Annotated in this window: 21 protein-coding genes; 12 read left to right on the top strand and 9 right to left on the bottom strand. The window is 62.8% G+C overall.

The features are described 5' to 3' along the window. Positions 1–65: 65 nt before the first annotated feature. From arcA to J3A71_RS24005, 3 genes are all read right to left on the bottom strand, one after another. Entirely contained in the window at positions 66–1,328 is a 1,263-nt protein-coding gene (gene arcA, locus J3A71_RS24015; RefSeq protein WP_016485080.1) for an arginine deiminase, read from the bottom strand. Positions 1,329–1,361: 33 nt separating this feature from the next. Continuing rightward, positions 1,362–2,789, bottom strand: coding sequence for an arginine-ornithine antiporter (arcD, locus tag J3A71_RS24010; protein WP_016485081.1), 1,428 nt, complete (start codon positions 2,787–2,789; stop codon positions 1,362–1,364). Between the two features lie 70 nt (positions 2,790–2,859). Continuing rightward, a complete protein-coding gene (locus J3A71_RS24005; RefSeq protein ID WP_134792734.1) occupies positions 2,860–3,150 on the bottom strand; it encodes a hypothetical protein in 291 nt (96 codons plus the stop codon). Between the two features lie 71 nt (positions 3,151–3,221). Between J3A71_RS24005 and arcD (J3A71_RS24000) the strand changes: the two genes are divergently transcribed. Next, the gene (arcD, locus tag J3A71_RS24000) at positions 3,222–4,649 is read left to right on the top strand and encodes an arginine-ornithine antiporter (RefSeq protein ID WP_209953373.1); all 1,428 of its coding nucleotides are present in this window, start codon (positions 3,222–3,224) and stop codon (positions 4,647–4,649) included. Here arcD (J3A71_RS24000) and J3A71_RS23995 read toward each other — a convergent pair. The 6 genes from J3A71_RS23995 to gap all read right to left on the bottom strand — a co-directional run bounded on the left by J3A71_RS23995 (position 4,629) and on the right by gap (position 11,555). Then, positions 4,629–5,042: a YbaN family protein gene (locus J3A71_RS23995; RefSeq protein WP_016485083.1), complete on the bottom strand. Its 414-nt coding sequence runs from the start codon at positions 5,040–5,042 to the stop codon at positions 4,629–4,631. The two genes, arcD (J3A71_RS24000) and J3A71_RS23995, sit on opposite strands and share 21 nt — an antisense overlap. A gap of 54 nt (positions 5,043–5,096) precedes the next feature. After that, a complete protein-coding gene (locus tag J3A71_RS23990) occupies positions 5,097–5,690 on the bottom strand; it encodes a biliverdin-producing heme oxygenase (protein WP_016485084.1) in 594 nt (197 codons plus the stop codon). A 203-nt stretch (positions 5,691–5,893) separates the two neighbouring features. Next, positions 5,894–8,482, bottom strand: a complete 2,589-nt coding sequence (locus J3A71_RS23985) for a TonB-dependent receptor (protein WP_209953371.1) — start codon at positions 8,480–8,482, stop codon at positions 5,894–5,896. A gap of 126 nt (positions 8,483–8,608) precedes the next feature. Next, a complete protein-coding gene (locus J3A71_RS23980) occupies positions 8,609–9,571 on the bottom strand; it encodes a FecR domain-containing protein (RefSeq protein ID WP_102689424.1) in 963 nt (320 codons plus the stop codon). 88 nt (positions 9,572–9,659) lie between these two features. Further along, on the bottom strand, positions 9,660–10,172 hold the full coding sequence (locus J3A71_RS23975) for a sigma-70 family RNA polymerase sigma factor (protein WP_003255059.1): 513 nt from the start codon (positions 10,170–10,172) through the stop codon (positions 9,660–9,662). A gap of 381 nt (positions 10,173–10,553) precedes the next feature. Beyond that, positions 10,554–11,555: a type I glyceraldehyde-3-phosphate dehydrogenase gene (gene gap, locus J3A71_RS23970; protein ID WP_016485087.1), complete on the bottom strand. Its 1,002-nt coding sequence runs from the start codon at positions 11,553–11,555 to the stop codon at positions 10,554–10,556. Here gap and J3A71_RS23965 point away from each other — a divergent pair. The 11 genes from J3A71_RS23965 to J3A71_RS23915 all read left to right on the top strand — a co-directional run bounded on the left by J3A71_RS23965 (position 11,554) and on the right by J3A71_RS23915 (position 24,237). Next, positions 11,554–11,748 carry a hypothetical protein gene (locus J3A71_RS23965; protein ID WP_134792735.1) on the top strand — a complete coding sequence of 65 codons (195 nt, stop codon included), beginning with the start codon at positions 11,554–11,556 and terminating at the stop codon, positions 11,746–11,748. The genes gap and J3A71_RS23965 overlap by 2 nt on opposite strands. 71 nt (positions 11,749–11,819) lie before the next feature. Next, complete coding sequence (gene edd / locus J3A71_RS23960; protein ID WP_016485088.1) at positions 11,820–13,646, top strand: phosphogluconate dehydratase; 1,827 nt, start codon at positions 11,820–11,822, stop codon at positions 13,644–13,646. Then, on the top strand, positions 13,643–14,605 hold the full coding sequence (locus J3A71_RS23955) for a glucokinase (protein WP_060517591.1): 963 nt from the start codon (positions 13,643–13,645) through the stop codon (positions 14,603–14,605). The genes edd and J3A71_RS23955 overlap by 4 nt, the downstream gene beginning before the upstream one ends. A gap of 129 nt (positions 14,606–14,734) precedes the next feature. Next, on the top strand, positions 14,735–15,460 hold the full coding sequence (gene gltR, locus J3A71_RS23950; protein ID WP_016485090.1) for a two-component system response regulator GltR: 726 nt from the start codon (positions 14,735–14,737) through the stop codon (positions 15,458–15,460). Continuing rightward, positions 15,441–16,895: an ATP-binding protein gene (locus J3A71_RS23945; RefSeq protein WP_016485091.1), complete on the top strand. Its 1,455-nt coding sequence runs from the start codon at positions 15,441–15,443 to the stop codon at positions 16,893–16,895. Before gltR ends, J3A71_RS23945 begins: the two co-directional genes overlap by 20 nt. Positions 16,896–17,124: 229 nt before the next feature. Further along, positions 17,125–18,375, top strand: coding sequence for an AGE family epimerase/isomerase (locus tag J3A71_RS23940; RefSeq protein WP_209953369.1), 1,251 nt, complete (start codon positions 17,125–17,127; stop codon positions 18,373–18,375). Positions 18,376–18,479: 104 nt separating this feature from the next. After that, positions 18,480–19,766, top strand: coding sequence for an ABC transporter substrate-binding protein (locus J3A71_RS23935; RefSeq protein ID WP_024717653.1), 1,287 nt, complete (start codon positions 18,480–18,482; stop codon positions 19,764–19,766). 181 nt (positions 19,767–19,947) lie between these two features. Next, entirely contained in the window at positions 19,948–20,856 is a 909-nt protein-coding gene (locus tag J3A71_RS23930) for a sugar ABC transporter permease (protein ID WP_209953367.1), read from the top strand. Then, positions 20,849–21,694, top strand: coding sequence for a carbohydrate ABC transporter permease (locus J3A71_RS23925; protein ID WP_209953365.1), 846 nt, complete (start codon positions 20,849–20,851; stop codon positions 21,692–21,694). The genes J3A71_RS23930 and J3A71_RS23925 overlap by 8 nt, the downstream gene beginning before the upstream one ends. 3 nt (positions 21,695–21,697) lie before the next feature. Next, positions 21,698–22,852 (top strand): sn-glycerol-3-phosphate ABC transporter ATP-binding protein UgpC, encoded by a 1,155-nt coding sequence (gene ugpC / locus J3A71_RS23920; protein ID WP_209953363.1) that lies wholly within the window; start codon positions 21,698–21,700, stop codon positions 22,850–22,852. Positions 22,853–22,893: 41 nt separating this feature from the next. Continuing rightward, positions 22,894–24,237, top strand: a complete 1,344-nt coding sequence (locus tag J3A71_RS23915) for a carbohydrate porin (RefSeq protein WP_209953361.1) — start codon at positions 22,894–22,896, stop codon at positions 24,235–24,237. Positions 24,238–24,351: the final 114 nt, after the last annotated feature.

The raw sequence follows: 24,351 nt of genomic DNA, 5'->3' as shown, positions 1-24,351 counted from the left end.
GCTTCTCCTTGAGTCCGGTAGTGTCCCGGCCGGCGCTTTGTGGGCGCGGCCGGGTGCAATGGTCGTTAGTAATCGATCGGGTCACGCACAATCGGGCAGGTCATGCAGTGGCCGCCGCCCCGGCCCCGGCCCAGTTCGCCGGCGCTGATGGTGATGACCTCGATACCGGCCTTGCGCAGCAGGGTGTTGGTGTAGGTGTTGCGGTCGTAGCCGATGACCACGCCCGGCTCGAGGGCCACCACGTTGTTGCCGTCATCCCATTGTTCGCGCTCGGCGGCAAAGCTGTTGCCGCCAGTCTCGACCACCCGCAGCTTGTCTTTCTTGCCCAGCAACTGCTCGGACACCACCTCGAGGAACGAGGCATCCTGCGGCGCGATGTTCATGCCATAGGGCTTGCTGGAATCTGGGGTGATGATGAATGGCTTGATCTCTTTCACCACCTCCGGGAATACCGTTACCAGGTCGCGGTCGCAGAAGCTGAACACGGTGTCCAGGTGCATCGCCGCGCGGGACTTCGGCAGGCCAGCGACGATGATTTTCTCGGCCGCGCCCTTCTCGAACAGGTTCTGAGCCAGTTGGCCGATGGCATGGCGCGAAGTGCGCTCACCCATGCCGATCAGCACGATGCCCTTGCCGACCGGCATCACGTCGCCGCCCTCGAGGGTGGCGTTACCGTGATCCTTGTCCGGGTCGCCGTACCACACCTGGAAGTCGGCGCCGGTGAATTCCTTGTGGAACTTGTAGATGGCGGTGGTCAGCAGGGTTTCCTGACGTCGCGCAGGCCAGTACATCGGGTTGAGCGTCACGCCACCATAGATCCAGCAGGTGGTGTCACGGGTGAACTGAGTGTTGGGCAGCGGCGGCAGAATGAAGCTGGAGTGGCCCAGGTACTTGTTGTACATCTTGATCACTTCGGCGCCTTCGCTGACTGGAAGGTCCTGGCCCGCCACGCCGCCAATCAGGAACTCCGCCAGGTGGCGTGGCTCCAGCCCTTCGAGCCAGCTGCGCACCTCGTTGGTCAGGCCGACACCCACGGTGTCAGAGGTAATCTTGCGGTCAAGGATCCACTTGAGGGCTTCGGGTTGCTGCACGATGTCGGTCAGCAGGTTGTGCATTTCCAGCACATCCACGCCGCGCTCGCGCATTTTGGTGACGAAGTCGAAATGGTCACGCTTGGCCTGGTCGACCCAGATCACATCGTCGAACAGCAGCTCGTCACAGTTGCTCGGCGTCAGGCGCTTGTGCGCCAGGCCCGGCGAGCAAACCATCACTTTGCGCAGTTTGCCGGCTTCGGAGTGGACACCGTACTTCTGTTTTTCAGCGGACATGGTTTCATTCCTCCAATTGAACGAAGACGTGGGTCAAAGGGTCAGGAAGCCGTCGTACAGGCCATAAGCTGCCACCAGGGCGCCGATGACCACGGCTGCGAAGATCAGTTTTTCCACGTTGGTGAAGATGGGTTGGCCAACTTCACGCTTGGCTTTGGCGAACAAGATCGCCCCAGGTGCGTAGAGCAGGGCCGAGAGCAGCAGGTATTTCACGCCGCCGGCGTACAGCAGCCAGATGGCGTACAGCAGGGCGATGCCGCCGATGATCAGGTCTTTCTTGCGTTCGGCCAGGGCCTGCTCGTAGGTTTCGCTGCGCAGTGCCAGCAGGAACGCATAGGCTGCCGACCACAGGTAGGGCACCAGGATCATCGAGGTGGCGAGGTAGATCAGCGACAGGTAGGTGCTGTTGGAGAACAGCGTGATTACCAGGAAGATCTGCACCATGGCATTGGTCAGCCACAGGGCGTTGGCCGGGACCTGGTTGGCGTTTTCGCGGCGCAGGAACTCCGGCATGGTGTGGTCCTTGGCGGCGGCGAACATGATCTCGGCACACAGCAGTACCCACGACAGCAGCGCCCCCAACAGCGAGATGATCAGGCCGACGCTGATCAGCACCGCGCCCCAGTGGCCGACCACATGCTCCAGTACGGCAGCCATCGACGGGTTCTGCAGCTTGGCCAGTTCCGGTTGGGTCATGATGCCCAGCGACAGCACGTTCACCAGCACCAGGAACAGCAGCACGGTGACAAAGCCGATCACTGTGGCCTTGCCCACGTCAGAGCGTTTTTCCGCCCGGGACGAGAAGATGCTCGCGCCCTCGATGCCGATGAACACCCAAACGGTGACCAGCATCATGTTGCGCACCTGGTTCATCACGCTGCCAAGCTCCGGTGTGCCTACGGCCCAGATGTCAGCGGTGAAGATGTCGAGCCTGAAGGCGAACAGGCAGATCAGGGCGAACAGCACCAGCGGTACGACTTTGGCCACGGTGGTGACCAGGTTGATGAACGCCGCCTCCTTGATGCCGCGCAGCACCAGGAAGTGCACCGCCCACAACAGGATCGATGCGCCAATGATGGCGGCCGGCGTGTTGCCTTCACCGAAGATCGGGAAGAAGTAGCCCAAGGTGCTGAACAACAGCACAAAGTAGCCGACGTTACCCAGCCAGGCACTGATCCAGTACCCCCAGGCCGAAGAGAAGCCCATGTAGTCACCGAAACCGGCCTTGGCGTAGGCATACACCCCGCCATCCAGGTCAGGCTTGCGGTTGGCCAGGGTCTGGAACACAAACGCCAGGGTCAGCATGCCGACCGCGGTGATGCCCCAGCCAATCAGTACGGCACCAACCCCTGCGCTGGCGGCCATGTTCTGCGGCAGCGAAAAGATCCCGCCGCCAATCATGGAGCCGACGACAAGTGCAACTAACGCGCCGAGCTTCAGTTTTCCAGATGAATCAGACATTTAACAACTCCTGCCAGGAGAAAGTTGACGTCAGCATAAATCTGACGCCGTTGCCGTTTGCTGACTTGTGTCAGTTTAAGGCGCCGTGAAGTAGGAAATTTCCTTCACGGGTGCTCCTGGAGAGTGCCGACAGCTTAAGCTGCAAGCCTTGCGCGCTGGCACCTCCATGTCTTTCTAGAGCAATCGCTCTGCTCAGCCTGCGATGCTTGAAACTAGCCGGTTTTGTGGGTTTCGCAAATTTTTCACAAGCATTTTGAGTTTTATCAGGAACTTTCCCAGCGGCCTTGCAACTGCTGGTTTTTAATGCCACGTACATAGACAATGCAGTTATGAGTGCTATAGCTTGATTGGCCTGTTCCATTATAAGTAACCACTCATATATGGCCGGCGAGGCTGTTTCAATGGTATGACAGCGCGAAAAATGGGGGATGCATGAGCGAACCGGGACAGAAGCTGCGCCTGGGCGCGCTGATCGCGCTGGTGGTCGGCTCGATGATCGGTGGCGGGATCTTCTCGCTGCCGCAGAATATGGCAGCGCGTGCCGATGTCGGGGCGGTGCTGATCGGCTGGTGCATCACCGCCGTTGGCATGCTGGCCCTGGCGTTTGTGTTCCAGACCCTGGCCAACCGCAAGCCGGAACTGGACTCCGGGGTGTATGCCTATGCCAAGGCGGGTTTCGGCGACTACATGGGCTTCTCTTCGGCCTGGGGCTACTGGATCAGCGCCTGGCTGGGCAATGTCGGCTATTTCGTACTGCTGTTCAGCACCCTGGGCTTCTACTTTCCGGTATTCGGTCAAGGCAATACGCCGGTCGCCATCGGCTGTGCCTCGCTGCTGCTGTGGTCGGTGCATTTTCTGGTGCTGCGCGGCATCAAGGAGGCCGCGTTCATCAACCAGGTGACCACCGTGGCCAAGGTGGTGCCGCTGCTGATGTTCGTGGTGATTGCGGCGTTCGCCTTTCGTGCCGATATCTTCACCCGTGACATCTGGGGCATGAGCAACCCGCAGTTCGGCGGCGTGCTGGAGCAGGTGCGCAACATGATGCTGGTGACCGTATTCGTGTTCATCGGCATCGAAGGCGCCAGTGTGTACTCCGGCCGCGCCGCGCGTCGCTCGGATGTGGGCAAGGCCACCGTCATCGGGTTTCTCGGTGTGCTGGCGCTGCTGGTGCTGGTCAACGTGCTGTCGCTGGGGGTGATGACCCAGCCGGAACTGGCCGGGTTGCAGAACCCGTCGCTGGCCTCGGTGCTGGAGCACATCGTCGGCCCTTGGGGTGCCTTGCTGATCAGCCTCGGGCTGGCGGTTTCGCTGCTGGGTGCGTTGCTGTCGTGGGCGCTGCTGTGTGCCGAGATCCTGTTCGCCACGGCACGGGACAAGACCATGCCGCGCTTTCTGGCCAAGGAAAACGCCAACCATGTGCCCGCTAACGCCCTGTGGCTGACCAACTGCATGATCCAGGGCTTCCTGCTGATTACGCTGTTCTCTGCCGGTACCTACACCAGCCTGATCTACCTGGCCTCGTCGATGATCCTGGTACCCTACCTGTGGTCGGCGGCGTATGCCTTGCTGCTGGCGGTACGGGCAGAAACCTATACCGGGCAGCCGGGGTTGCGGCGCAAGGACTTGCTGGTAGCGCTGGTTGCCTTGCTGTATGCCGTGTGGCTGTTGTATGCCGGCGGGCTCAAGTACCTGCTGCTGTCGGCGCTGCTGTATGCCCCCGGCGTGATCCTGTTTGCCAGGGCCAAGCATGAGCAGGGCCAGGCCTTGTTCACCACTTGGGAAAAGCTGATTTTCGCCGCAGTGCTGGCGGGCGCAGGGCTTGCGGCCTATGCCCTGTATTCAGGGTTGCTGAGCTTGTGACGGGGCGGGGCAGGCGTGCTCCGGGCGTGACCAGATCCACAGGTTGCCCAGGGTCATGCCGCCGATTGCCAGAAACACCGGCCAGTGGTGTTGCAGAAACGTCAGCATCAGCCCCGCACACAGCAGCATGCTGATGGTGGCGCTGACCTTGGCACGGCGCTGGATCACCTTGCCATTGCGCCAGTTGTAAAGGATTGGCCCGAACAGCCGGTGGTTCTCCAGCCAGGCAGAAAGGCGCGGCGAACTGCGGGTCGCCGCCCAGGCGGCCAGCAGGATGAATTCGGTGGTCGGCAAGCCGGGAATGACGATCGCGACCAAGCCCACCCCCAGGCTCACGTAGGCCAGGATTCCGTACAACAGGCGGGCGATCTTCGAGCGGGCAGGTCGGGTCATGGTCTCACTGCAAAAAGCGGTTTGGCCACCGGTAGGGTGGCCGGATTCGGCGTATCAGACCAGCGCGGTATCCGCAGCATAGGCATGTTTGAGCAGCTCGGTGAACCGCTCGAAGGCGGCCACTGCACCGCGCTCGGCAGCGGCTTCCTCCTCAGCCGACAGCTCAAGGCTATCGAGGATGCGAGTGAACTGTTTCCAGCCCTCGGCACGGCCACCGGCCGGCTCACCCAGGTGGCGGGCACCAAAGCTGTCAGACAGTTCCAGGGCCACGGCACGCTTGATCAGAAACGCAGCGCCCAGTTTGGAGCCTTCAGAGACGAAGATCCAGCCCATTGCCTCGCCCAGGCTCGGGTTGACCAGGGCGCCCGGCACGGCGGCTGGCACTTCGGTGTCCAGGTCTGCGAGGTCCAGGCGTGCCTGCTCGGCACGGCAGCGCTCGGCCAGATCGGGAACGATGGCGATCAGCTGCGGATCGTTGTACAGGGCTTGCAGCTCGGACTGGAACAGGTACTGGGCAACGACGAAGCGGGCGAAGCTTTCGCGGCTGTCGAAAGGCGCGTGGGATTTGACCAGGGCATCCAGCTCTGCGTGCGGGGCGTGGGTGATCTGGTTCAGGCGCTGGGAGCGCAGGGCTGGGCGTTCGGTCATGGGGGCAGTCCTTGGAAAGAGGGGCGTTTAGATACAAGACGAAACAGCGGCGGCGGGACAGTAAAAAAACTGGGTTGTAGTGTTGTCTGTACCGGCCTCTTCGCGGGCGCGCCCGCTCCCACAGGTTCAACGCAGGCCGTGGACCTATGATGTTTCTGTGGGAGCGGGCGCGCCCGCGAAGGGGCCGGTACAGGCGTAAGGGATCAGATATCCCAAACCACATTGATACCGAAGTTGCGCCCCGGCATGGTCAGGCGGTCGATGTTGGCTGGCTGGGTCACAGCCGCTTCACCCTGGCCGTCGTAGCTGCGCACCGAATCCCACTGCCAGTACTTCTTGTCGGTGAGGTTGTACAGGCCGGCGTTGATGGTCACGTCGTCGGTGACCTTGTAGTAGCCGGTCAGGTCCAGCACACCGTAGCCCGGGGTGCGGAACTTCGAGCTCGCACCATCTGGCGAGTAGAAGCTGGAGTCGTCGACGCGGGTCTTGCGCTTGACCAGTGTCCAGCTCAGCAGGCCACCGTAGTTCTGCTGCTCGTAACCGAGGCCAAACACGCCCTTCAGTGGGTTGACGGTGTTCAGCGGCTCACCGGTGTCGTCGTTACGGCCATAGGTGTAGGCAATCGAACCCTGGGTATACAGGCCTTGCGGCGCGCCGAAGCGGTCGAGGTTCAGGCGGCCCTTGACCTCGGCACCCTTGATGGTGGCGTGCTTGATGTTGTTGGCCTGGAAGGTTTGTTCCAGGTTGGCGCTTTGCACCGCATCTTCGTCGATGAAGTCGCGGTACTTGTTGTAGAACACCGCCACGTCGAAGTTACCCGCGTCGAAGTTGCCACGCATGCCGGTTTCGTAGCTCTTGCTCTTTTCCGGTTCCAGGCCTGGGTTGCCTTCTACGCGATAACCTTCCTCAAGGTTCACGAATTTCCCGTACATGGACTTGGCGGTCGGGGTGCGGAAGCCTTCGGCATACTGACCATACCAGGTGTAGTTGTCGTTGAAGGCGTAGGTCAGGCCGAACTTGGGCGAGACGCGGTGCCACTTCTTGTCCGAGTCGTCCTGGGAGGTGGGCGCTGTGCCGGTGGACTCCAGGCCACGCAAGAATTCGTCGGTGAACTTGGGTTCCATGCGCGTGTAGTCGTAGCGCGCGCCGGGCATGAAGGTCCAGTTATTCCAGCGGATCTCGTCCTGCACGAACAGGCTGTAGGTGTTCACGGTCGGGTCCGGGAAGTCACTGACCAGAACCTGGCCGTCTGCCGGGCGTTCGGCGCCGGCGGCGGAGCAACCGGAGCCCACGGCCAGGCAGGTGCCCGTGCCGCTGCGCGAGCCAGTGATTTTCTCGTGCTTGATGGTGGTGCCATAGGTCAGCAGGTGGTCGGTGGCGCCGATGCTGAAGGCCTTGTCCAGCTGGGCATCGAATACCCACTGGCGGTCTTTGTAGGTTGTGTCACGCGTGCGCAGTACCTGGCGGCCAGGCGGTGCGTAGACTTCTTCGGTGTGCTGGTCGGTCTTGGCGATCTGGTAGTTGAGGCTCCACTTGACGTGGTCAGCGACCAGCGAATCCAGGCCGAACTCATGGTTGATGCCATAGCGCTCGCGGGTAATGGTGTCGTTGCCACTGCGCGCCTTGTAATAGCCCATGCCACCAAAGCCCGGAATGAACGGCCCGCCCACCGCGCTGAGGATGTTCTGGTCGCGGTCATCCTTGTAGCGCTCGTAGGTGAAGCCCAGGCGGGCGTCGTCGTCGTAGTTCCAGCCAAGCTTGGCCAGCACGTTGGTGGTGCGCACGTCCATCGGGTTGGCTTCGGTGCGCGACAGGCCGGCACCGCTGTGGCCGCCATGGGTTTCGGTCTCGTGGCCGTTGCGCTGGCTCAGGTGCAGCAGGCCATCGAAATCACCCTCGCGGCCGGCGACGGTGGCGGAGGTGAGCCAGCTTTCGTCGGCCGAGCTGTAGCCGGTCTTCAACCGTGCACCCACGTCCTTCCCGGGCTTGATGATGTCGTCGGGGTCGAGGGTGAAGTAGCTCACAGCGCCGCCGATGGCGTTGCTGCCGTACAGCACCGAGGCCGGACCGCGGAGGATTTCCACACGCTTGACGATTTCCGGGTCAACGTAGTTGCGTTGGGTCTGTGCATAGGGGCCGTAGAAGAAGCTGTCCGGGATCGACACACCGTCGACCTGGGTGAGGATCCGCTCGCCGTCGATACCACGGATGTTGTAGCCGTTCAGGCCGCTGCGCTGGCCGGTACCGGCCACCGACACACCCGGCTCGTAGCGCACCAGGTCCTGGATGCTGTTGACGTTCTGCCGGTCCAGTTGCTCGCGGGTCTGTACGCTGACAGTGCTCGGCACCTGGCTGACGTCCTGGGCGCTACGTGTGGCGCTGACGGTCACCTGTTGCAGGGCGATCACGTTGCCGCCGGTCTGACGTTCGAGGATCACGTTGCCGTTGCTGATCTTGCGAAAACCCAGCCCGGTACCCTGCAGCAGGCGCTTGAGGGCGGCATCTGCTGGCAGCGAGCCTTGCACGCCCGGCGAAGCCACGCCGTCAGCCAGCTCGGCGCTGAAACCGACCTGCCAGCCGGTGACCTGACTGAAGGCATTGATCGCCGATACCAGCGGTTGCTGGCCGATGCTGAAGCGGTAATCACCCATACGCGGGCTACTGGCGCGGGCTGGTTCGGCGGCCAGCACCGGCAGGCTGCAGGCACCGCTGGCGAGCAGGGCCAGGGTCAACAGGGACAGTTGCCCGGTTCGGCGGGGAAGGGTGTACGAGCGGGTAGGACCAGTGGACATCGAAAGCGCTCCCTGATGCGCGGACTGTTATAGGTGATTGCTGTTCTCGTTTTCAAACAAGAATCAGTTGCATTGGCTATAACGAGACGGGCGGGGCAGGGCGATCGCGTAAAAATAATTTCGGGGTCAGTTCAGAATCACCAGCGCAGGGTACTCATGCAGCTGTGCCGAGGTGATGTGGGCCAGTGCGCGCAGGGTTTCCAACGGCTGGTCAAGGCGGTAGTTGCCGGTGACTGCCACGTCTTCCAGCTGCGCATTGCGGTTGATGATCCAGCCCGGGTAGTAGCGACGCACTTCAGCCAGTACCTGGCTGAGCGGGCAGTTCTCGAACACCAGGCGGCCGTCGACCCAGGCCAGGTCCTTTTGCAAGTCGGCGCGTTGGCGCTGGCCGAAGCCTTGGGGGCCGACGCTGATGCTATCCCCGGCACTCAGGCGAATGCGTTGGTCGCGTGCCCCTTGCAGGTCGACATCGCCGCGTTGTACCCGTACCTGGGCCTCGCCGTCGAGGTAGCGCACGGCAAAGTCGGTATCGCGCACCTGTGCGCGCAACGGCCCGGCCTCTACCTCAAGTGGCAGCTGTGCGCCGTCGGGTATCTGGAAGTAGGCCTCACCCTGCAGCAGGCGGGCGATCTGGCGGCCGTCACGGTGGTCGCTGGCAAATGCCGAGTTGGTGTTGAGCAGCACTTTTGCGCCGTCTTCCAGTTGCAGGCGCTGGCGCTCGCCCACCACGGTCAGGTGGTCGGCCTGCAAGCGTGTGGGCAGGTTGCCGACGGTGAACAGCCCGACCAGCAGCACTGCTGCGGTGGCCAGGGGTTTCCAGTGGCTGCGCAGGCGCCCGCGCCATGAGCGGCGTTGCTGCTGGTGCATCTGCGTGGCTGCCTGGTGCAACGGCATACCGTTCCACAGCGCCTCTGCTTCGACATAGGCCTCGGCGTTTTCCGGCGCAGCGCTCAGCCAGGCTTCAAAAGCCAGGGTGTCCTCGGTATTGGCGCATTGCAGGCGCACCAGCCAGTCCAGCGCCTCGTCCATGGCACGCACACGGGCACTAGGCCCGGCAGGTGACGGGCGAGGGGCAGGGCTGTCGGTCACGGTAAATCCTTGAATGGTTTTTTGCGAATGATCAAGGCTAAGACGGGGTGTGGCAAGGGCTTTGCGTCGCCGTTCGCCGGCGGTCAGCTTACTTGAGGCGTTCGGCAACACCCATGCAGATCGCCATGATCAGTTTCAGTTCCTTTTGCACCGTACTGGGCGAAACACTGAGTTGTTCGGCAATTTCCAGGTAGGTGGCGCCGTGCAGGCGGCTGAGGATGAAAATGCGCTGCTGGCGTTCACTCAGCTGGTTGAGGCTGACGCTCAGGTGCTTGAGCAGCTGCTCGGCATGGGCGGCATCCTCGCTGCTGGTGGCGGGGGCGGCCACGCTGTGCAGCACTTCGTCGGGCACGTCGTCGACCAGCATGCGCGCCTGTACCCGGCGTGCGCGCAAGTGGTCCAGTGCCAGGTTGCGCGCGGTCTGGAACACGAACGGCTCGATGTGCTCGATGGGCCGTTCGCCCAAGGCGCGCGACACCCGCAGGTAGGTTTCCTGCAGCAGGTCTTCGGCCGTGCTGGGGTTGCCGACCATGCGCTGCAAGGTGCGCAACAGGGTAAGGCGCTGGACGAGGAAGACGGAGTTGAACCGGGACTGACTCACGGGGGGACCTGGCCGACGAAAGGTTAATGATAATGCTTATCATCTTCCCTGTTGGTCAAGTGTGGATGTGTTAGGAAATGGTAAAGATTGTGAGTGACGTGTGTATGGCGATGGATATCCTGTGCTTTTGAGATCGAGCGCCGCCCGCGCGGCGCTTCGCGGGACAAGCCCGCTCCCACATTTGTTTCGGGCCAGTCATGCCTGTGCAATTAGCGCGCGTACCCCTTGGTGCACGACGCGACATCGAAGGGGACAAACAAGGGACCGCGCGCCATGGATCAGGATTGATTGGCCCGAAACAACTGTGGGAGCGGGCTTGTCCCGCGAAGCGCCGCGCGGGCGGCGCTCGATCTCATAAGCGATGAAGATGCTGTGTCCGGCTCAACGGGCCTGGCACAACGCCAGGCAGTTATCCAGCATGCGGTTGCTGAACGCCCACTCGTTGTCATACCACGCCAGCACCTTGAGCATGCGCCCGTTGGCCCGGGTATGGTTGGCATCGAAAATCGACGACAGCGGGTTGTGGTTGAAATCGCAGGAAACCAATGGCAACGCGTTGTAGCCCAATACCTTGGAATGCCTGCTGGCTTCAAGGAACAGCTGGTTGACCTGCTCGGCCGTGGCCTCGCGCTTGAGGTTGACGGTGAGGTCCACCAGCGACACGTTGATCACCGGTACCCGCACTGCCATGCCGGTCAGCTTGCCCGCCAGCTCCGGCAGCACAAGGCCCACGGCTTCGGCGGCGCCGGTCTTGCTGGGGATCATCGACTGCGTGGCCGACCGCGCCCGGTACGGGTCGCTGTGGTACATGTCGGTCAGCACCTGGTCGTTGGTATAGGCGTGAATGGTGGTCATCAGGCCTTGCTCGATGCCGAACTCGCGGTGCAGCACCTGGGCGATCGGCGCCAGGCAGTTGGTGGTGCAGGAGGCGTTGGAAATGACCTGATGCGAGGCCCGCAGGATGTCATGGTTGACCCCGTAGACCACGGTGGCATCGGCGCCTTTGGCCGGCGCCGAGACAATCACCTTGCCCGCCCCGGCGGTCAGGTGGGCAGCGGCTTTGGCACGGTCGGTGAACAGCCCTGTGCACTCGAACACCACGTCGATCGCTTCGGCCTTCCAGGGCAGGTCGGCCGGGTTGCGGATGGCACTGACGGCGATACGGTCACCATTGACCGTGAGGCTTTCGTGGTCGGCCTCGACTGTGGCCTCGAACGTGCCATGCACGCTGTCGTATTTGAGCAGGTGGGCATTCATGGCGCTGTCGCCCAGGTCGTTGATGGCGACGACCTGCAGGTCCTGGCGGTAGCCTTGGGTATACAGTGCGCGCAGGACGTTGCGCCCGATGCGGCCGAATCCATTGATCGCGATGCGTAGAGTCATGGCAGTACCTCTGGCAGTCCGAGTGAAACCTGTGGCAAAAAGGAGCTTCACTGAAACGGTTTTGTTGTTGGAATTACAAGATTATTCACTGGCTGATAGAAAACAAGCCTTTTTAGTGGCAGTATTTTGTTTAAACATACAACGAGTGGTTGGGCGTTGTGCCTCCACCGATGCAGCAGGCTCCTTGCCTTGAGCCTAGGCCGCAATCGTTTGGAGGGGAAATGCCCGGTAAACCGCCCTTACAATTAGCCTGGAGTCCAGTACATGCATCCGCGCATCCTTGAGGTCACCCAACGGCTGATCGACCGCAGCCGTGCCACCCGCGAACGCTATCTGCAACTGATTCGCGGCGCGGCCAGTGAAGGCCCCATGCGTGCCAGCCTGCAGTGTGCCAACTTCGCCCATGGCGTGGCCGGTTGCGGCAGCGAGGACAAGCAGACTCTGCGCCTGATGAACGCGGCCAACGTGGCCATCGTCTCGGCTTATAACGACATGCTGTCTGCCCACCAGCCGTATCTGCACTTCCCGGAGCAGATCAAGCAGGCCCTGCGCGAGGTCGGTTCGGTCGGCCAGTTCGCCGGCGGCGTGCCGGCCATGTGCGACGGCGTGACCCAGGGTGAGCCGGGCATGGAGCTGGCCATCGCCAGCCGTGAAGTGATTGCCATGTCCACGGCAGTCGCGTTGTCGCACAACATGTTCGATGCCGCGCTGATGCTGGGCATCTGCGACAAGATTGTCCCAGGCCTGATGATGGGGGCGCTGCGTTTCGGCCACCTGCCGACCATCTTCGTGCCGGGCGGGCCGATGGTTTCCGGCATTTCCAACAAGCAGAAGGCCGACGTGCGCCAGCGCTATGCGGAAGGCAAGGCCAGCCGTGAGGAGCTGCTGGAGTCGGAGATGAACTCCTATCACAGCCCGGGTACCTGCACCTTCTACGGCACCGCCAACACCAACCAGTTGGTGATGGAAGTGATGGGCCTGCACCTGCCGGGCGCCTCGTTCGTCAACCCCTACACACCGCTGCGCGACGCACTTACAGCGCACGCCGCGCAGCAGGTGACGCGCATGACCAAGGCCAGCGGCAGTTTCATGCCGCTGGGCGAAATCGTCGACGAAAAGGCACTGGTCAATTCCATCGTTGCCCTGCACGCCACGGGCGGCTCGACCAACCACACCCTGCACATCCCGGCGATTGCCCAGGCAGCAGGTATCCAGCTGACCTGGCAGGACATGGCCGACCTCTCCGAAGTGGTGCCGACCCTGTCCCACGTCTACCCCAATGGCAAGGCCGACATCAATCACTTCCAGGCCGCTGGGGGCATGGCCTTCCTGATCCGCGAACTGCTGGATGCCGGGCTGCTGCACGAAGACGTCAACACCGTGGCCGGCCCCGGCCTGCGCCGCTACACCCAGGAGCCGTTCCTCGACAATGGCAAGCTGGTGTGGCGCGAGGGGCCGCAACAAAGCCTGGACGAAAGCATCCTGCGCCCGGTGGCACGGCCGTTCTCGGCTGAAGGCGGCCTGCGGGTGATGGAAGGCAACCTGGGCCGTGGCGTGATGAAGGTTTCCGCCGTCGCCCCCGAACATCAGGTGGTCGAGGCCCCCGCGCTGGTGTTCCATGACCAGCAGTCGCTCGCCGATGCGTTCAAGGCCGGTGAGCTGGAGCGTGACTTTGTTGCCGTGGTGCGCTTCCAGGGCCCACGTTGCAACGGCATGCCCGAACTGCACAAGCTCACGCCCTTCCTCGGTGTTCTGCAGGACCGAGGCTACAAGGTGGCGCTGGTTACCGACGGGCGCATGTCCGGCGCCTCGGGCAAGATCCCGGCGGCCATCCACGTTTGCCCCGAGGCTTATGATGGCGGCCCGCTGGCGCGCGTGCGCGATGGTGATATCGTGCGGGTCGATGGTGTCGAAGGCACACTGCGGGTAATGGTATCGGCCGAAGAACTGGCCAGCCGCGACCTGCCGCCGGTGCCCCAGGGCAATGACCTGGGTTGCGGGCGTGAGCTGTTCGGCTTCATGCGCATGGCGTTCAGCCCGGCAGAGCAGGGCGCGAGTGCCTTTACCTCGGCCCTGGAGAACCTTAAATGAAAGACCTGCTGGTTGGCGACATTGGCGGCACCAATGCCCGTTTTGCGTTGTGGCGTGACAACCAGCTGCATGAGGTCAACGTTTTTGCCACTGCGGACTACACCAGCCCGGAGCAGGCCATCGAGGCTTACCTCGAAGGCCAGGGCATAGCCCGCGGCGGCTTGGCGGCTGTATGCCTGGCGGTAGCCGGGCCGGTCGATGGCGATGAATTTCGCTTTACCAACAACCATTGGCGTTTGAGCCGTACGGCTTTTTGCAAGACCTTGCAGGTCGACCGGTTGTTGCTGATCAACGATTTTACCGCCATGGCGCTGGGCATGACCCGCCTGCGCGATGGGGAATTTCGCGAGGTGTGCCCTGGTCAGGCTGACCCTTCGCGGCCTGCGTTGGTGATCGGGCCAGGGACTGGCCTGGGCGTGGGCTCGTTGCTGCGCCTTGGCGAACAGCACTGGCAGGCCTTGCCGGGGGAGGGCGGGCATGTCGACCTGCCGGTGGGCAATGCGCGCGAAGCGGCCATCCATCAGCAGATCCACGGGCAGATAGGCCATGTCAGTGCCGAGACCGTGCTCAGCGGTGGTGGCCTGGTGCGGCTGTACCAGGCGATCTGTGCGCTGGATGGCGACACACCCCGACACAAGACCCCGGCACAGATTACCGAAGCCGCGCTGGGCGGTGAGCCAAGGGCGCTGGCGGTGGTCGAGCAGTTCTGCCGCTTCCTTGGGCGCGTGGCGGGTAACAACGTGCTCACGCTGGGCGCGCGAGGCGGGGTCTATATTGTCGGCGGCGTCATTCCCCGCTTTGCCGAACTGTTCCTGCGTAGCGGGTTTGCCGCGAGTTTTGCCGACAAGGGCTGCATGAGTGGCTATTTCGCTGGCGTGCCTGTGTGGCTGGTAACCGCAGAGTTTTCCGGCTTGCTGGGCTCCGGTGTGGCCTTGCAGCAGGCCTTGGACCACAGATAAGTGTAAAGGGCCGCTGATAGTTCCGGCACAGCGCGGTCCCTGTAGGAGCGGCCTTGTGCCGCGATGGGGCGCGAAGCGGCCCCAATAACAGGCAACCAAGACCTGTAACTAACAAGAGGAAGGACCACCTTGAGCACTGCCGGCAAATCGATCCTGATGGTCGACGACGACCAGGAAATCCGCGAACTGCTGCAAACCTACCTGAGCCGCTCCGGCTTCCAGGTGCATGCCGAAGCCGATGGAAAGGGCTTTCGCCGCGCCCTGGAAACCACCCCCTGCGACCTGGTCATCCTCGACGTCATGCTGCCCGACGAAGACGGTTTCAGCCTGTGCCGCTGGGTACGCCAGCACCCGCGCCAGGCGCGGGTGCCCATTATCATGCTCACCGCCAGCTCCGACGAAGCCGACCGTGTCATCGGCCTGGAACTGGGCGCTGACGACTACCTGGGCAAACCGTTCAGCCCTCGCGAGCTGCAAGCGCGGATCAAGGCCTTGTTGCGCCGCGCCGAGTTCGGCCTGTCGGCGCCAGGCAGCGCGGTGCTGGCCTTCGACGACTGGCGGCTGGACACGGTCAGTCACCGTCTGTTCCATCACGACGGTGAAGAGGTGATTCTGTCTGGTGCCGACTTCGCCCTGCTCAAACTGTTCCTCGACCATCCGCAGCAGATTCTCGACCGCGACACCATCGGCAACGCCACCCGTGGCCGCGAGCCAATGCCGCTGGACCGCATCGTCGACATGGCGGTCAGCCGCCTGCGTCAGCGCCTGCGCGATACCGACAAGCCCCCCCGGCTGATCCGCACGGTGCGCGGCAGTGGCTACCTGTTGGCGGCACATGTCTGCAGTGCGCCCTGAGCGGCGCTGGCGCCTGCTGCCGCGCTCACTGCTGGGGCGCATGCTGCTGCTGACCTTGCTGGTAGTGCTCTTGGCCCAAGGCTTGTCGAGCATCATCTGGGTGGCCCAGTTGCGTGCCAGCCAACTGCAGGGTCTGCGTGCGAGCGCCAGCAGCCTGGCCCATTCGATGAGCGCCAGTGTCAGTTACTTCCGCTCGTTGCCGGTGGCCTACCGGCCCATGGTGCTCGACCAGTTGCGCAGCATGGGCGGCACGCGCTTTTTCGTCTCGCTCAACGTCAAGCCGCTGGACATGCCGGTGCTGCCCATCACTGCACGCAAGCAGGCGGTGATCGAGGTATTCCAGCAGGTACTGCACGAGCGCCTGGGTTCGCAAATGGACATTTCTGTCGAATTCGTCGGGCCTGACGACCTGCGCATTTTCAACAGCGGCCTGAAACTCGACGAGCTGCCACGCTCCTGGGCGCATTACTCATTGACACTGGAGCCGCTCAACCCGCCGGTGCTGGTGACGCAGATTCGCCTGGACGAGGGCGAGTGGCTGTACATTGCCTCGCTGCTGCCCGAGCCCTATACCAGCCTTGAGGCCGAACGCCTGCCACGGCAGCAGATCGGTTTCATCGTGCTCACCACCGCCTTGCTGCTGTTGTTCATCGGGTTGTTGGTGCACTGGCAGAGCTGGCCGCTCAAGCGCCTGGCGCGCGCTGCCCGGGAGATGTCGCTGGGTGCCGATGTGGCGCCGGTGGTTGAAGGAGGGGGGAGCGAAGTGGTGGAAGTCAGCCGGGCATTCAACAGCATGCGCGAGCGCATCAGCCGCTACCTGACCGAGCGTAGCCAGCTATTCAGTGCCATCTCCCACGACCTGCGCACGCCGATCACCCGCCTGCGTCTGCGTGTCGAACTGCTGGAGGACGAGCGCCTGCAGGCCAAGTTCAGCCAGGATCTGGACGAGCTGGAGCTACTGGTCAAAGGGGCGTTGCAGTGCGTGAAGGACACCGATATCCACGAAAACATCGAGCCGGTCGACCTTAACCATGTGCTGGAGATTCTGGCAGAGCCTTATCTGCGTGATGGCCGCATCACGGTCGACGGCCGGGCGCTGGCGCCTTACCCAGGCAAGCCGCTGGCGCTGCGGCGCTGCATCGGCAACCTGGTCGACAACGCCATCAAGTACGGCGAGCAGGCGCGGCTGCGCATCATCGACAGTGCCGAAGGTTTTGTGCTGCAGGTGGACGACCAGGGGCCGGGCGTACCGCAGCAGCAGCTTGAGCAAGTGTTCGAGCCGCATTTTCGGCTGGCCGGACAGCAGCAGGGCTATGGGCTGGGATTGGGGATTGCGCGCAACATTGCCCACAGCCACGGCGGCGAGGTGAGCTTGCTCAACCTGCGCGAAGGCGGGTTGCGGGTGACCCTGTATCTGCCGCGGGGGCAGGACTGAGTTGTTGGTGGTGGCAGTTCGAGCCCTATCGCCGGCAAGCCAGCCCCCACAGATACAGCGTAAACCTTGAAAGTTCTAGGGTCTTTGTGGCAGCTGGCTTGCCGGCGATCGGGCCATTGCGGGCCACATAGATGTCACTGCCCCGTGACAATCCTGGCCTGCTTCGTGACCTGCCGGCCAAACCGGTTGGCTAGAATTCGCACACGACTGGCAAGGATCAAGCTGGCTCATGAACACCTCCAACCTGCCTTCCAGCAGCTGGCTCAACGCCCCGGCCCATGCTGCCTGGCGCCTGGCCGAAGCACAGCGCCTGCTGGCCTTCGCCAAGGCCGCGAAACTGCCCGACGGCTTCGGCAACCTGGACGCCGAGGGGCGGTTAGCGCCCGGCGCCTGCGCCGAAACCATGAACACTGCTCGCATGACCCACTGCTTCGCCCTGGCTCACCTGCAGGGCATGCCCGGCTGCCTGGACTACGTCGCACACGGCGTGGCCGCTTTGCGCGGTGCCATGCAGGATGCCAGCTACGGCGGTTGGTTCGCCCACCCCGGTGGCCACGACGACAGTGGCAAGGCGGCTTACCTGCATGCTTTTGTCGCCCTGGCCGCCAGCTCGGCAGTGGTGGCGGGCGCGGTCGATGCCCCCGCGCTGTTGGCTGACGCAATCCAGGTGATCGAAGCGCATTTCTGGAGCGAAGAAGAAGGCGCCCTGCGGGAAACCTTCTCCCGCGCCTGGCAACTGCCCGAGCCGTACCGTGGCGCCAATAGCAACATGCACGCGACCGAGGCTTTTCTGGCCTTGGCAGACGTCACCGGCAACAGCCTGTGGCTGAAGCGCGCCCTGCGCATCGCCGAACGTATCATTCATACCCACGCCGCGGCCAACGGCTACCGGGTCATCGAGCATTTCGACGCGCTCTGGCAGCCACTGCCGCACTACAACATTGAGCATCCGGCCGACCACTTCCGGCCTTATGGCACCACGCCCGGGCACGCCCTTGAGTGGGCGCGGCTGCTGCTGCACCTGGAGGCCAGCCTCGACCGGGCCGGCCTGCAGGCGCCGCAGTGGCTGGCGGATAGCGCTCGGGCCCTGTTCGACACAGCCTGCCAGCAGGCCTGGAAGGTCGATGGCGCGCCCGGTTATGTCTACACCCTGAACTGGGCCGGGCAGCCCGTAGTGCATGCGCGCCTGCACTGGGTGCACGCCGAGGCCTGCGCCGCCGCCGCAGCGCTCTTGCAGCGCACCGGCGAGGCGCATTACGAGCAGTGGTACCGCAACGGCTGGGATTTCATCGCCAGCCACTTTATCGATACCCATGGCGGCAGCTGGCACCACGAACTCGATGCAACCAACCAGCCGGCCGGGACCATCTGGCCGGGCAAGCCAGACCTCTATCACGCCTACCAGGCGCTGTTGCTGCCAGGCTTGCCGCTGGCATCCAGCCTGGCCAGCAACCTCGCCGCCAATGTAACCAGACGATGACATTCGCGCATCGCTTCGTTACCTGACGAGGCGGGCACGCTGTTTAGACTTCATGCAACGCAAGCGATCGACTTGCACGGCATAACAACAAGAAAGGTGCTTTGATGAATCCCACGTTCCGTCTCGCTGCCGCAATTTCCCTGGCTTCCTTGCTCCCGCTCAGTGCCCTGGCTGCCGAACCCAAAGGCAGCGTCGAGGTGGTGCACTGGTGGACTTCCGGTGGTGAAAAAGCGGCCGTCGATGTGCTCAAGGCCCAAGTCGAGAAAGACGGCTTTACGTGGAAGGATGGCGCCGTGGCCGGTGGTGGTGGTGCCACGGCCATGACCGTGCTCAAAAGCCGCGCCGTAGCCGGCAACCCACCGGGTGTCGCGCAAATCAAAGGGCCAGACATTCAGGATTGGGCTTCCACCGGCTTGCTCGACACCGATGTGCTCAAGGATGTGGCCAAAGAGGAAAAGTGGGACGCATTGCTCGACAAGAAGGTCGCCGATACCGTGAAGTACGAAGGTGACTATGTCGCCGTGCCGGTGAACATCCACCGCATCAACTGGCTGTGGATCAACCCCGAAGTCTTCAAGAAAGCTGGCATCGACAAGGTGCCCGCCACCCTCGACGAATTCTACGCTGCTGCCGACAAGCTCAAGGCTGCCGGCTTCATCCCGCTCGCCCATGGTGGCCAGCCGTGGCAGGACAGCACGGTATTTGAAAGTGTTGTGCTGTCGGTAATGGGAGCAGATGGTTACAAGAAGGCCATGGTCGACCTCGACAGCGCTACCCTGACCGGCCCGGACATGGTCAAGGCGCTGACTGAGTTGAAGAAGGTCGCCACCTACATGGACCCGGACGGCAAAGGCCAGGACTGGAACCTGGAAGCGGCCAAGGTCATCAATGGCAAGGCCGGCATGCAGATCATGGGCGACTGGGCCAAGAGCGAGTGGACCCTGGCGAAGAAAACTGCCGGCAAGGATTACCAGTGCGTGCCTTTCCCGGGCACCGACAAGGCCTTCCTCTACAACATCGACTCGCTGGTGGTGTTCAAGCAGAACAACGCCGGCACGTCTGCCGGCCAGCAGGACATTGCCCGCAAGGTGCTGGGTGAGGACTTCCAGAAGGTCTTCAGCAGCAACAAGGGTTCGATTCCGGTACGCAACGACATGCTCGCGGACATGGGCAAGTATGGCTTCGATGCGTGCGCGCAGACCTCTGCCAAGGACTTCCTGGCCGACGCCAAAAATGGCGGCCTGCAGCCGAGCATGGCGCACAACATGGCCACCACGCTGGCCGTGCAGGGCGCGTTCTTCGATGTGGTGACCAACTACATCAACGACCCCAAGGCCGACCCGGCCGATGCAGCGAAGAAGCTGGCGGCGGCGATCAAGGCTGCCCAGTAGAGCTGACGCGATCCCCGTTGTAGGAGCGGCCTTGCGTCGCGATGGGCTGCGCAGCAGCCCCAGAACCTGCGCACTCGATCTTCCAGGTAGGTGTTGACCTTGGGTCCGTTGGGGCTGCTGCGCAGCCCATCGCGACGCAAGGCCGCTCCTACAGGGGAGTGCGGTACCTTTGAGGTGAACCATGACCACGTCTACCGCCCAACTGCGGGCCTCACCCCTGGACGCGCTTCAGCGCTGGCTGCCCAAGCTGGTGCTGGCACCCAGCATGCTGATCGTCCTGGTGGGCTTCTACGGCTACATCCTCTGGACCTTCGTGCTGTCCTTCACCACCTCGACCTTTCTGCCCACCTACAAATGGGCAGGCCTTGCGCAGTACGCCCGGCTGTTCGACAACGACCGCTGGTGGGTGGCGAGCAAGAACCTGCTGCTGTTCGGTGGCCTGTTCATCGCCATCAGTCTGGCCATCGGCGTGCTGCTGGCGGTGTTGCTCGACCAACGCATCCGCCGTGAGGGCTTCATCCGCACCATTTACCTGTACCCCATGGCGCTGTCGATGGTCGTTACCGGCACTGCCTGGAAGTGGCTGCTCAACCCCGGCATGGGGTTGGACAAACTGTTGCGCGACTGGGGTTGGGAGGGCTTTCGCCTGGACTGGCTGATCGACCCCGACCGGGTGGTGTATTGCCTGGTGATCGCCGCAGTGTGGCAGGCTTCGGGCTTCATCATGGCAATGTTCCTGGCCGGCCTGCGGGGCGTCGATCCTTCGATCATCCGTGCGGCGCAGATGGATGGCGCCAGCCTGCCGCGCATCTACTGGACCGTGGTGCTGCCCAGCCTGCGCCCGGTGTTCTTCAGTGCACTGATGATCCTCTCGCACATTGCCATCAAGAGCTTCGACCTGGTGGCGGCGATGACTGCCGGCGGCCCGGGTTACTCGTCCGACCTGCCGGCAATGTTCATGTACTCGTTCACCTTCAGCCGCGGCCAGATGGGCATGGGCTCGGCCAGCGCCATCCTCATGCTCGGGGCGATCCTGGCGATCCTCGTGCCGTACCTGTACTCGGAGCTGCGGAGCAAACGCCATGCATAGCCCTGTCGACAAACCGGCGCTCAGCCTCAGCCGCATCGCCATCCACGCGGTGTTGTGGATCGCTGTGCTGTTGTACCTGGTGCCGCTGGTGGTAATGCTGCTGACCAGCTTCAAGACCCCCGAAGACATCAGCACCGGCAACCTGCTGAGCTGGCCGGCGGTGATTACCGGCATTGGCTGGGTCAAGGCCTGGGGCACGGTCAGCGGTTATTTCTGGAACTCGATCATGATCACCGTGCCAGCGGTGCTGATCTCCACCACCATTGGCGCGCTGAACGGCTATGTGCTGTCGATGTGGCGCTTCCGTGGCTCGCAGCTGTTCTTCGGCCTGCTGTTGTTCGGCTGCTTCCTGCCATTCCAGACCGTGCTGCTGCCGGCCTCGTTCACCCTCGGCAAGCTGGGCCTGGCCAGCACCACCGGCGGCCTGGTGCTGGTGCACGTGGTCTACGGCCTGGCCTTCACCACGCTGTTTTTCCGCAACTTCTACGTGAGCATCCCCGATGCACTGGTCAAGGCCGCGCGCCTGGACGGGGCCGGGTTCTTCACCATCTTCCGGCGCATCATCCTGCCGATGTCCACGCCCATCATCATGGTCTGCCTGATCTGGCAGTTCACCCAGATCTGGAATGACTTCCTGTTCGGCGTGGTGTTTTCCAGCGGTGATTCGCAACCGATCACCGTGGCCCTGAACAACCTGGTCAATACCAGCACCGGAGCCAAGGAATACAACGTCGACATGGCTGCAGCGATGATCGCCGGCCTGCCAACCCTGCTGGTGTATGTGGTGGCTGGCAAATATTTCGTGCGCGGGCTGACGGCCGGCGCGGTAAAGGGGTAAGTCATGGCAACGCTCGAACTTCGCAATGTGAACAAGACCTACGGCAGCGGCCTGCCGGACACCCTCAAGGACATCCAGCTGTCGATCAAAGATGGCGAGTTCCTGATCCTGGTCGGCCCCTCTGGCTGTGGCAAATCGACCTTGATGAACTGCATCGCCGGCCTGGAGCAGATCACCGGCGGTGCGATCCTCATCGACGAGCAGGACGTCAGTGGCATGAGCCCCAAGGACCGTGACATCGCCATGGTGTTCCAGTCCTACGCGCTGTACCCGACCATGAGCGTGCGCGAGAACATCGAATTTGGCCTGAGGATCCGCAAGATGCCGCAGGCGGCCATCGATGAAGAAGTGACGCGGGTCGCCAAGCTGCTGCAGATCGAGCACCTGCTGGCGCGCAAGCCGGCACAGCTGTCCGGTGGTCAGCAGCAACGGGTAGCCATGGGCCGGGCGCTGGCGCGGCGGCCGAAGATCTACCTGTTCGATGAGCCGCTGTCCAACCTCGATGCCAAGCTGCGGGTCGAGATGCGCACCGAAATGAAACTGATGCACCAGCGCCTGAAGACCACCACCGTGTACGTCACCCATGACCAGATCGAGGCCATGACCCTGGGTGACAAGGTGGCGGTGATGAAGGACGGCATCATCCAGCAGTTCGGCACCCCGCAGCAGATCTACAACGACCCGGCCAACCAGTTTGTGGCCAGCTTCATCGGTTCGCCGCCGATGAACTTCATCCCGGTGCGCCTCACGCAACAGCAGGGGCGCCTGCTGGCCGTGCTTGACAGTGGCCAGGCGCGCTGTGAGCTGCCCTTGGGGGTGGCCGATGGCGAGCTGGATGGCCGCGACCTCATCCTTGGCATCCGCCCCGAGCAGATCGCCCTGGGCGACGGCGAGTGCAACGGCCTGCCGGGCATTCGTGCCGAGGTGCAGGTAACCGAACCTACCGGGCCGGACCTGCTGGTGTTCGTCACGCTCAACCAGACCAAGGTGTGCTGCCGCCTGGCGCCGGATGTGGCGTGCCGCGTGGGTGACACCCTCAACCTGCAATTCGACCCGGCCCGGGTGCTGCTGTTCGACGCCGACAGTGGCGAGCGCATACGCCTGGCCAGCACGGACGCAACCGCAAAGGACAACGTGGCTCACTTCAAAGGCCGTTGACTCGTCTACACCATCAATAAGAAAAAAGAGGACGCATAGGGATGGAACAGCGCAAACGTATCAGGACATTGGGCTCGCTGGCTTTGCTCGCCGTTGTCGGCAGCAGCGGCGCGCAGGCTGCCGAGGCTTTTTCCAGTGAATCGAAGTGGATGACCGGCGATTGGGGCGGCACCCGTACCGAGTTGCTGGAGAAGGGCTACGACTTCACCCTCGACTACGTCGGCGAGGTAGCCGGCAACCTGCACGGTGGCTACAACGACGACAAGACTGCACGCTACAGCGACCAGTTCGCCCTTGGCGCACACCTGGACCTGCAGAAGATCTTTGGTTGGCACGATGCCGAGTTCAAGCTGGCGATCACCGAGCGCAGCGGCCGCAACCTGTCCAACGACCGTATCAGCGACCCGCGCGCCGGGCAGTTCAGCTCGGTGCAGGAAGTGTGGGGCCGAGGACAGACCTGGCGTCTGACCCAGATGTGGTTCAAGCAGAAGTATTTCGACGGTGCCCTGGACGTCAAATTCGGCCGCTTCGGCGAGGGCGAGGACTTCAACAGCTTCCCTTGCGACTTCCAGAACCTGGCCTTCTGCGGCTCTCAGGTGGGCAACTGGGTGGGCGGCATCTGGTACAACTGGCCGGTCAGCCAGTGGGCGCTGCGGGTGAAATACAACATCACCCCGGAATTCTTCGTACAGGTCGGCGCCTTCGAGCAGAACCCCTCCAACCTGGAAACCGGCAACGGCTTCAAGCTCAGCGGCAGCGGCACCAAGGGGGCAATCCTGCCGGTGGAGGCGGTGTGGTCGCCCAAGGTCAACGGCCTGCCGGGTGAGTACCGCCTGGGTTACTACTACAGCACGGCCAAGGCCGACGATGTGTTCGACGACGTCAACGGCAACCCGCAGGCGCTGAGTGGCGGAGCCTTCAAGTCGCATTCCAGCAAGCATGGTTGGTGGGTAGTGGCGCAGCAGCAGGTCACTGCCCATGGTGGCGACGTCAACCGTGGCCTGAGCCTGTTCGCCAACTTCACCGTGCACGACAAGGCCACCAACGTGGTCGACAACTACCAGCAGGTGGGGTTGGTCTACAAAGGCGCCTTCGACGCCCGGCCCAAGGATGACATCGGTTTCGGGGTGGCGCGTATTCATGTGAATGACGACGTGAAAAAACGCGCCGAACTGCTCAATGCCCAGAGCGGCATCAACGATTACGACAACCCAGGCTTCGTGCCGCTGCAGCGCACCGAGTACAACGCCGAGCTCTACTACGGCTTCCACGTCACCAACTGGCTGACCGTGCGGCCCAACCTGCAGTACATCAAGAGCCCGGGCGGGGTGGATGAAGTGGACAACGCGCTGGTCGCAGGCTTGAAGATTCAGTCGTCATTCTGAGGCCATTTGTTGTAAATTTACGCCAATCCCTTTTCGGTTCCCGGCACCCACTGGCCTGCAGTGGTTGTCGGGGATAGGCCGAGACAGCGCTATCTCAAACAACAAGAGCTCTGA

Origin of the sequence: Pseudomonas sp. PvP089, from assembly GCF_017875165.1 — a bacterium.
In the GTDB taxonomy this organism is placed as follows: Bacteria; Pseudomonadota; Gammaproteobacteria; order Pseudomonadales; family Pseudomonadaceae; genus Aquipseudomonas; species Aquipseudomonas fortuita.
The sequence above is the reverse complement of the archived record's forward strand: the minus strand, read 5'-3'. Positions and strand labels throughout refer to the sequence as shown.

Coding starts and splice junctions, on each gene's coding strand:
- J3A71_RS23925 (WP_209953365.1), top strand. CDS start 20,849: ATGCATAGCCCTGTCGACAAACCGGCGCTCAGCCTCAGCCGCATCGCC.
- arcA (WP_016485080.1), bottom strand. CDS start 1,328: ATGTCCGCTGAAAAACAGAAGTACGGTGTCCACTCCGAAGCCGGCAAA.
- J3A71_RS23940 (WP_209953369.1), top strand. CDS start 17,125: ATGAACACCTCCAACCTGCCTTCCAGCAGCTGGCTCAACGCCCCGGCC.
- edd (WP_016485088.1), top strand. CDS start 11,820: ATGCATCCGCGCATCCTTGAGGTCACCCAACGGCTGATCGACCGCAGC.
- J3A71_RS23915 (WP_209953361.1), top strand. CDS start 22,894: ATGGAACAGCGCAAACGTATCAGGACATTGGGCTCGCTGGCTTTGCTC.
- J3A71_RS24005 (WP_134792734.1), bottom strand. CDS start 3,150: ATGGAACAGGCCAATCAAGCTATAGCACTCATAACTGCATTGTCTATG.
- J3A71_RS23965 (WP_134792735.1), top strand. CDS start 11,554: ATGGCAGTACCTCTGGCAGTCCGAGTGAAACCTGTGGCAAAAAGGAGC.
- J3A71_RS23945 (WP_016485091.1), top strand. CDS start 15,441: ATGTCTGCAGTGCGCCCTGAGCGGCGCTGGCGCCTGCTGCCGCGCTCA.
- arcD (WP_209953373.1), top strand. CDS start 3,222: ATGAGCGAACCGGGACAGAAGCTGCGCCTGGGCGCGCTGATCGCGCTG.
- J3A71_RS23935 (WP_024717653.1), top strand. CDS start 18,480: ATGAATCCCACGTTCCGTCTCGCTGCCGCAATTTCCCTGGCTTCCTTG.
- J3A71_RS23995 (WP_016485083.1), bottom strand. CDS start 5,042: ATGACCCGACCTGCCCGCTCGAAGATCGCCCGCCTGTTGTACGGAATC.
- J3A71_RS23955 (WP_060517591.1), top strand. CDS start 13,643: ATGAAAGACCTGCTGGTTGGCGACATTGGCGGCACCAATGCCCGTTTT.
- ugpC (WP_209953363.1), top strand. CDS start 21,698: ATGGCAACGCTCGAACTTCGCAATGTGAACAAGACCTACGGCAGCGGC.
- arcD (WP_016485081.1), bottom strand. CDS start 2,789: ATGTCTGATTCATCTGGAAAACTGAAGCTCGGCGCGTTAGTTGCACTT.
- J3A71_RS23990 (WP_016485084.1), bottom strand. CDS start 5,690: ATGACCGAACGCCCAGCCCTGCGCTCCCAGCGCCTGAACCAGATCACC.
- J3A71_RS23985 (WP_209953371.1), bottom strand. CDS start 8,482: ATGTCCACTGGTCCTACCCGCTCGTACACCCTTCCCCGCCGAACCGGG.
- J3A71_RS23930 (WP_209953367.1), top strand. CDS start 19,948: ATGACCACGTCTACCGCCCAACTGCGGGCCTCACCCCTGGACGCGCTT.
- gap (WP_016485087.1), bottom strand. CDS start 11,555: ATGACTCTACGCATCGCGATCAATGGATTCGGCCGCATCGGGCGCAAC.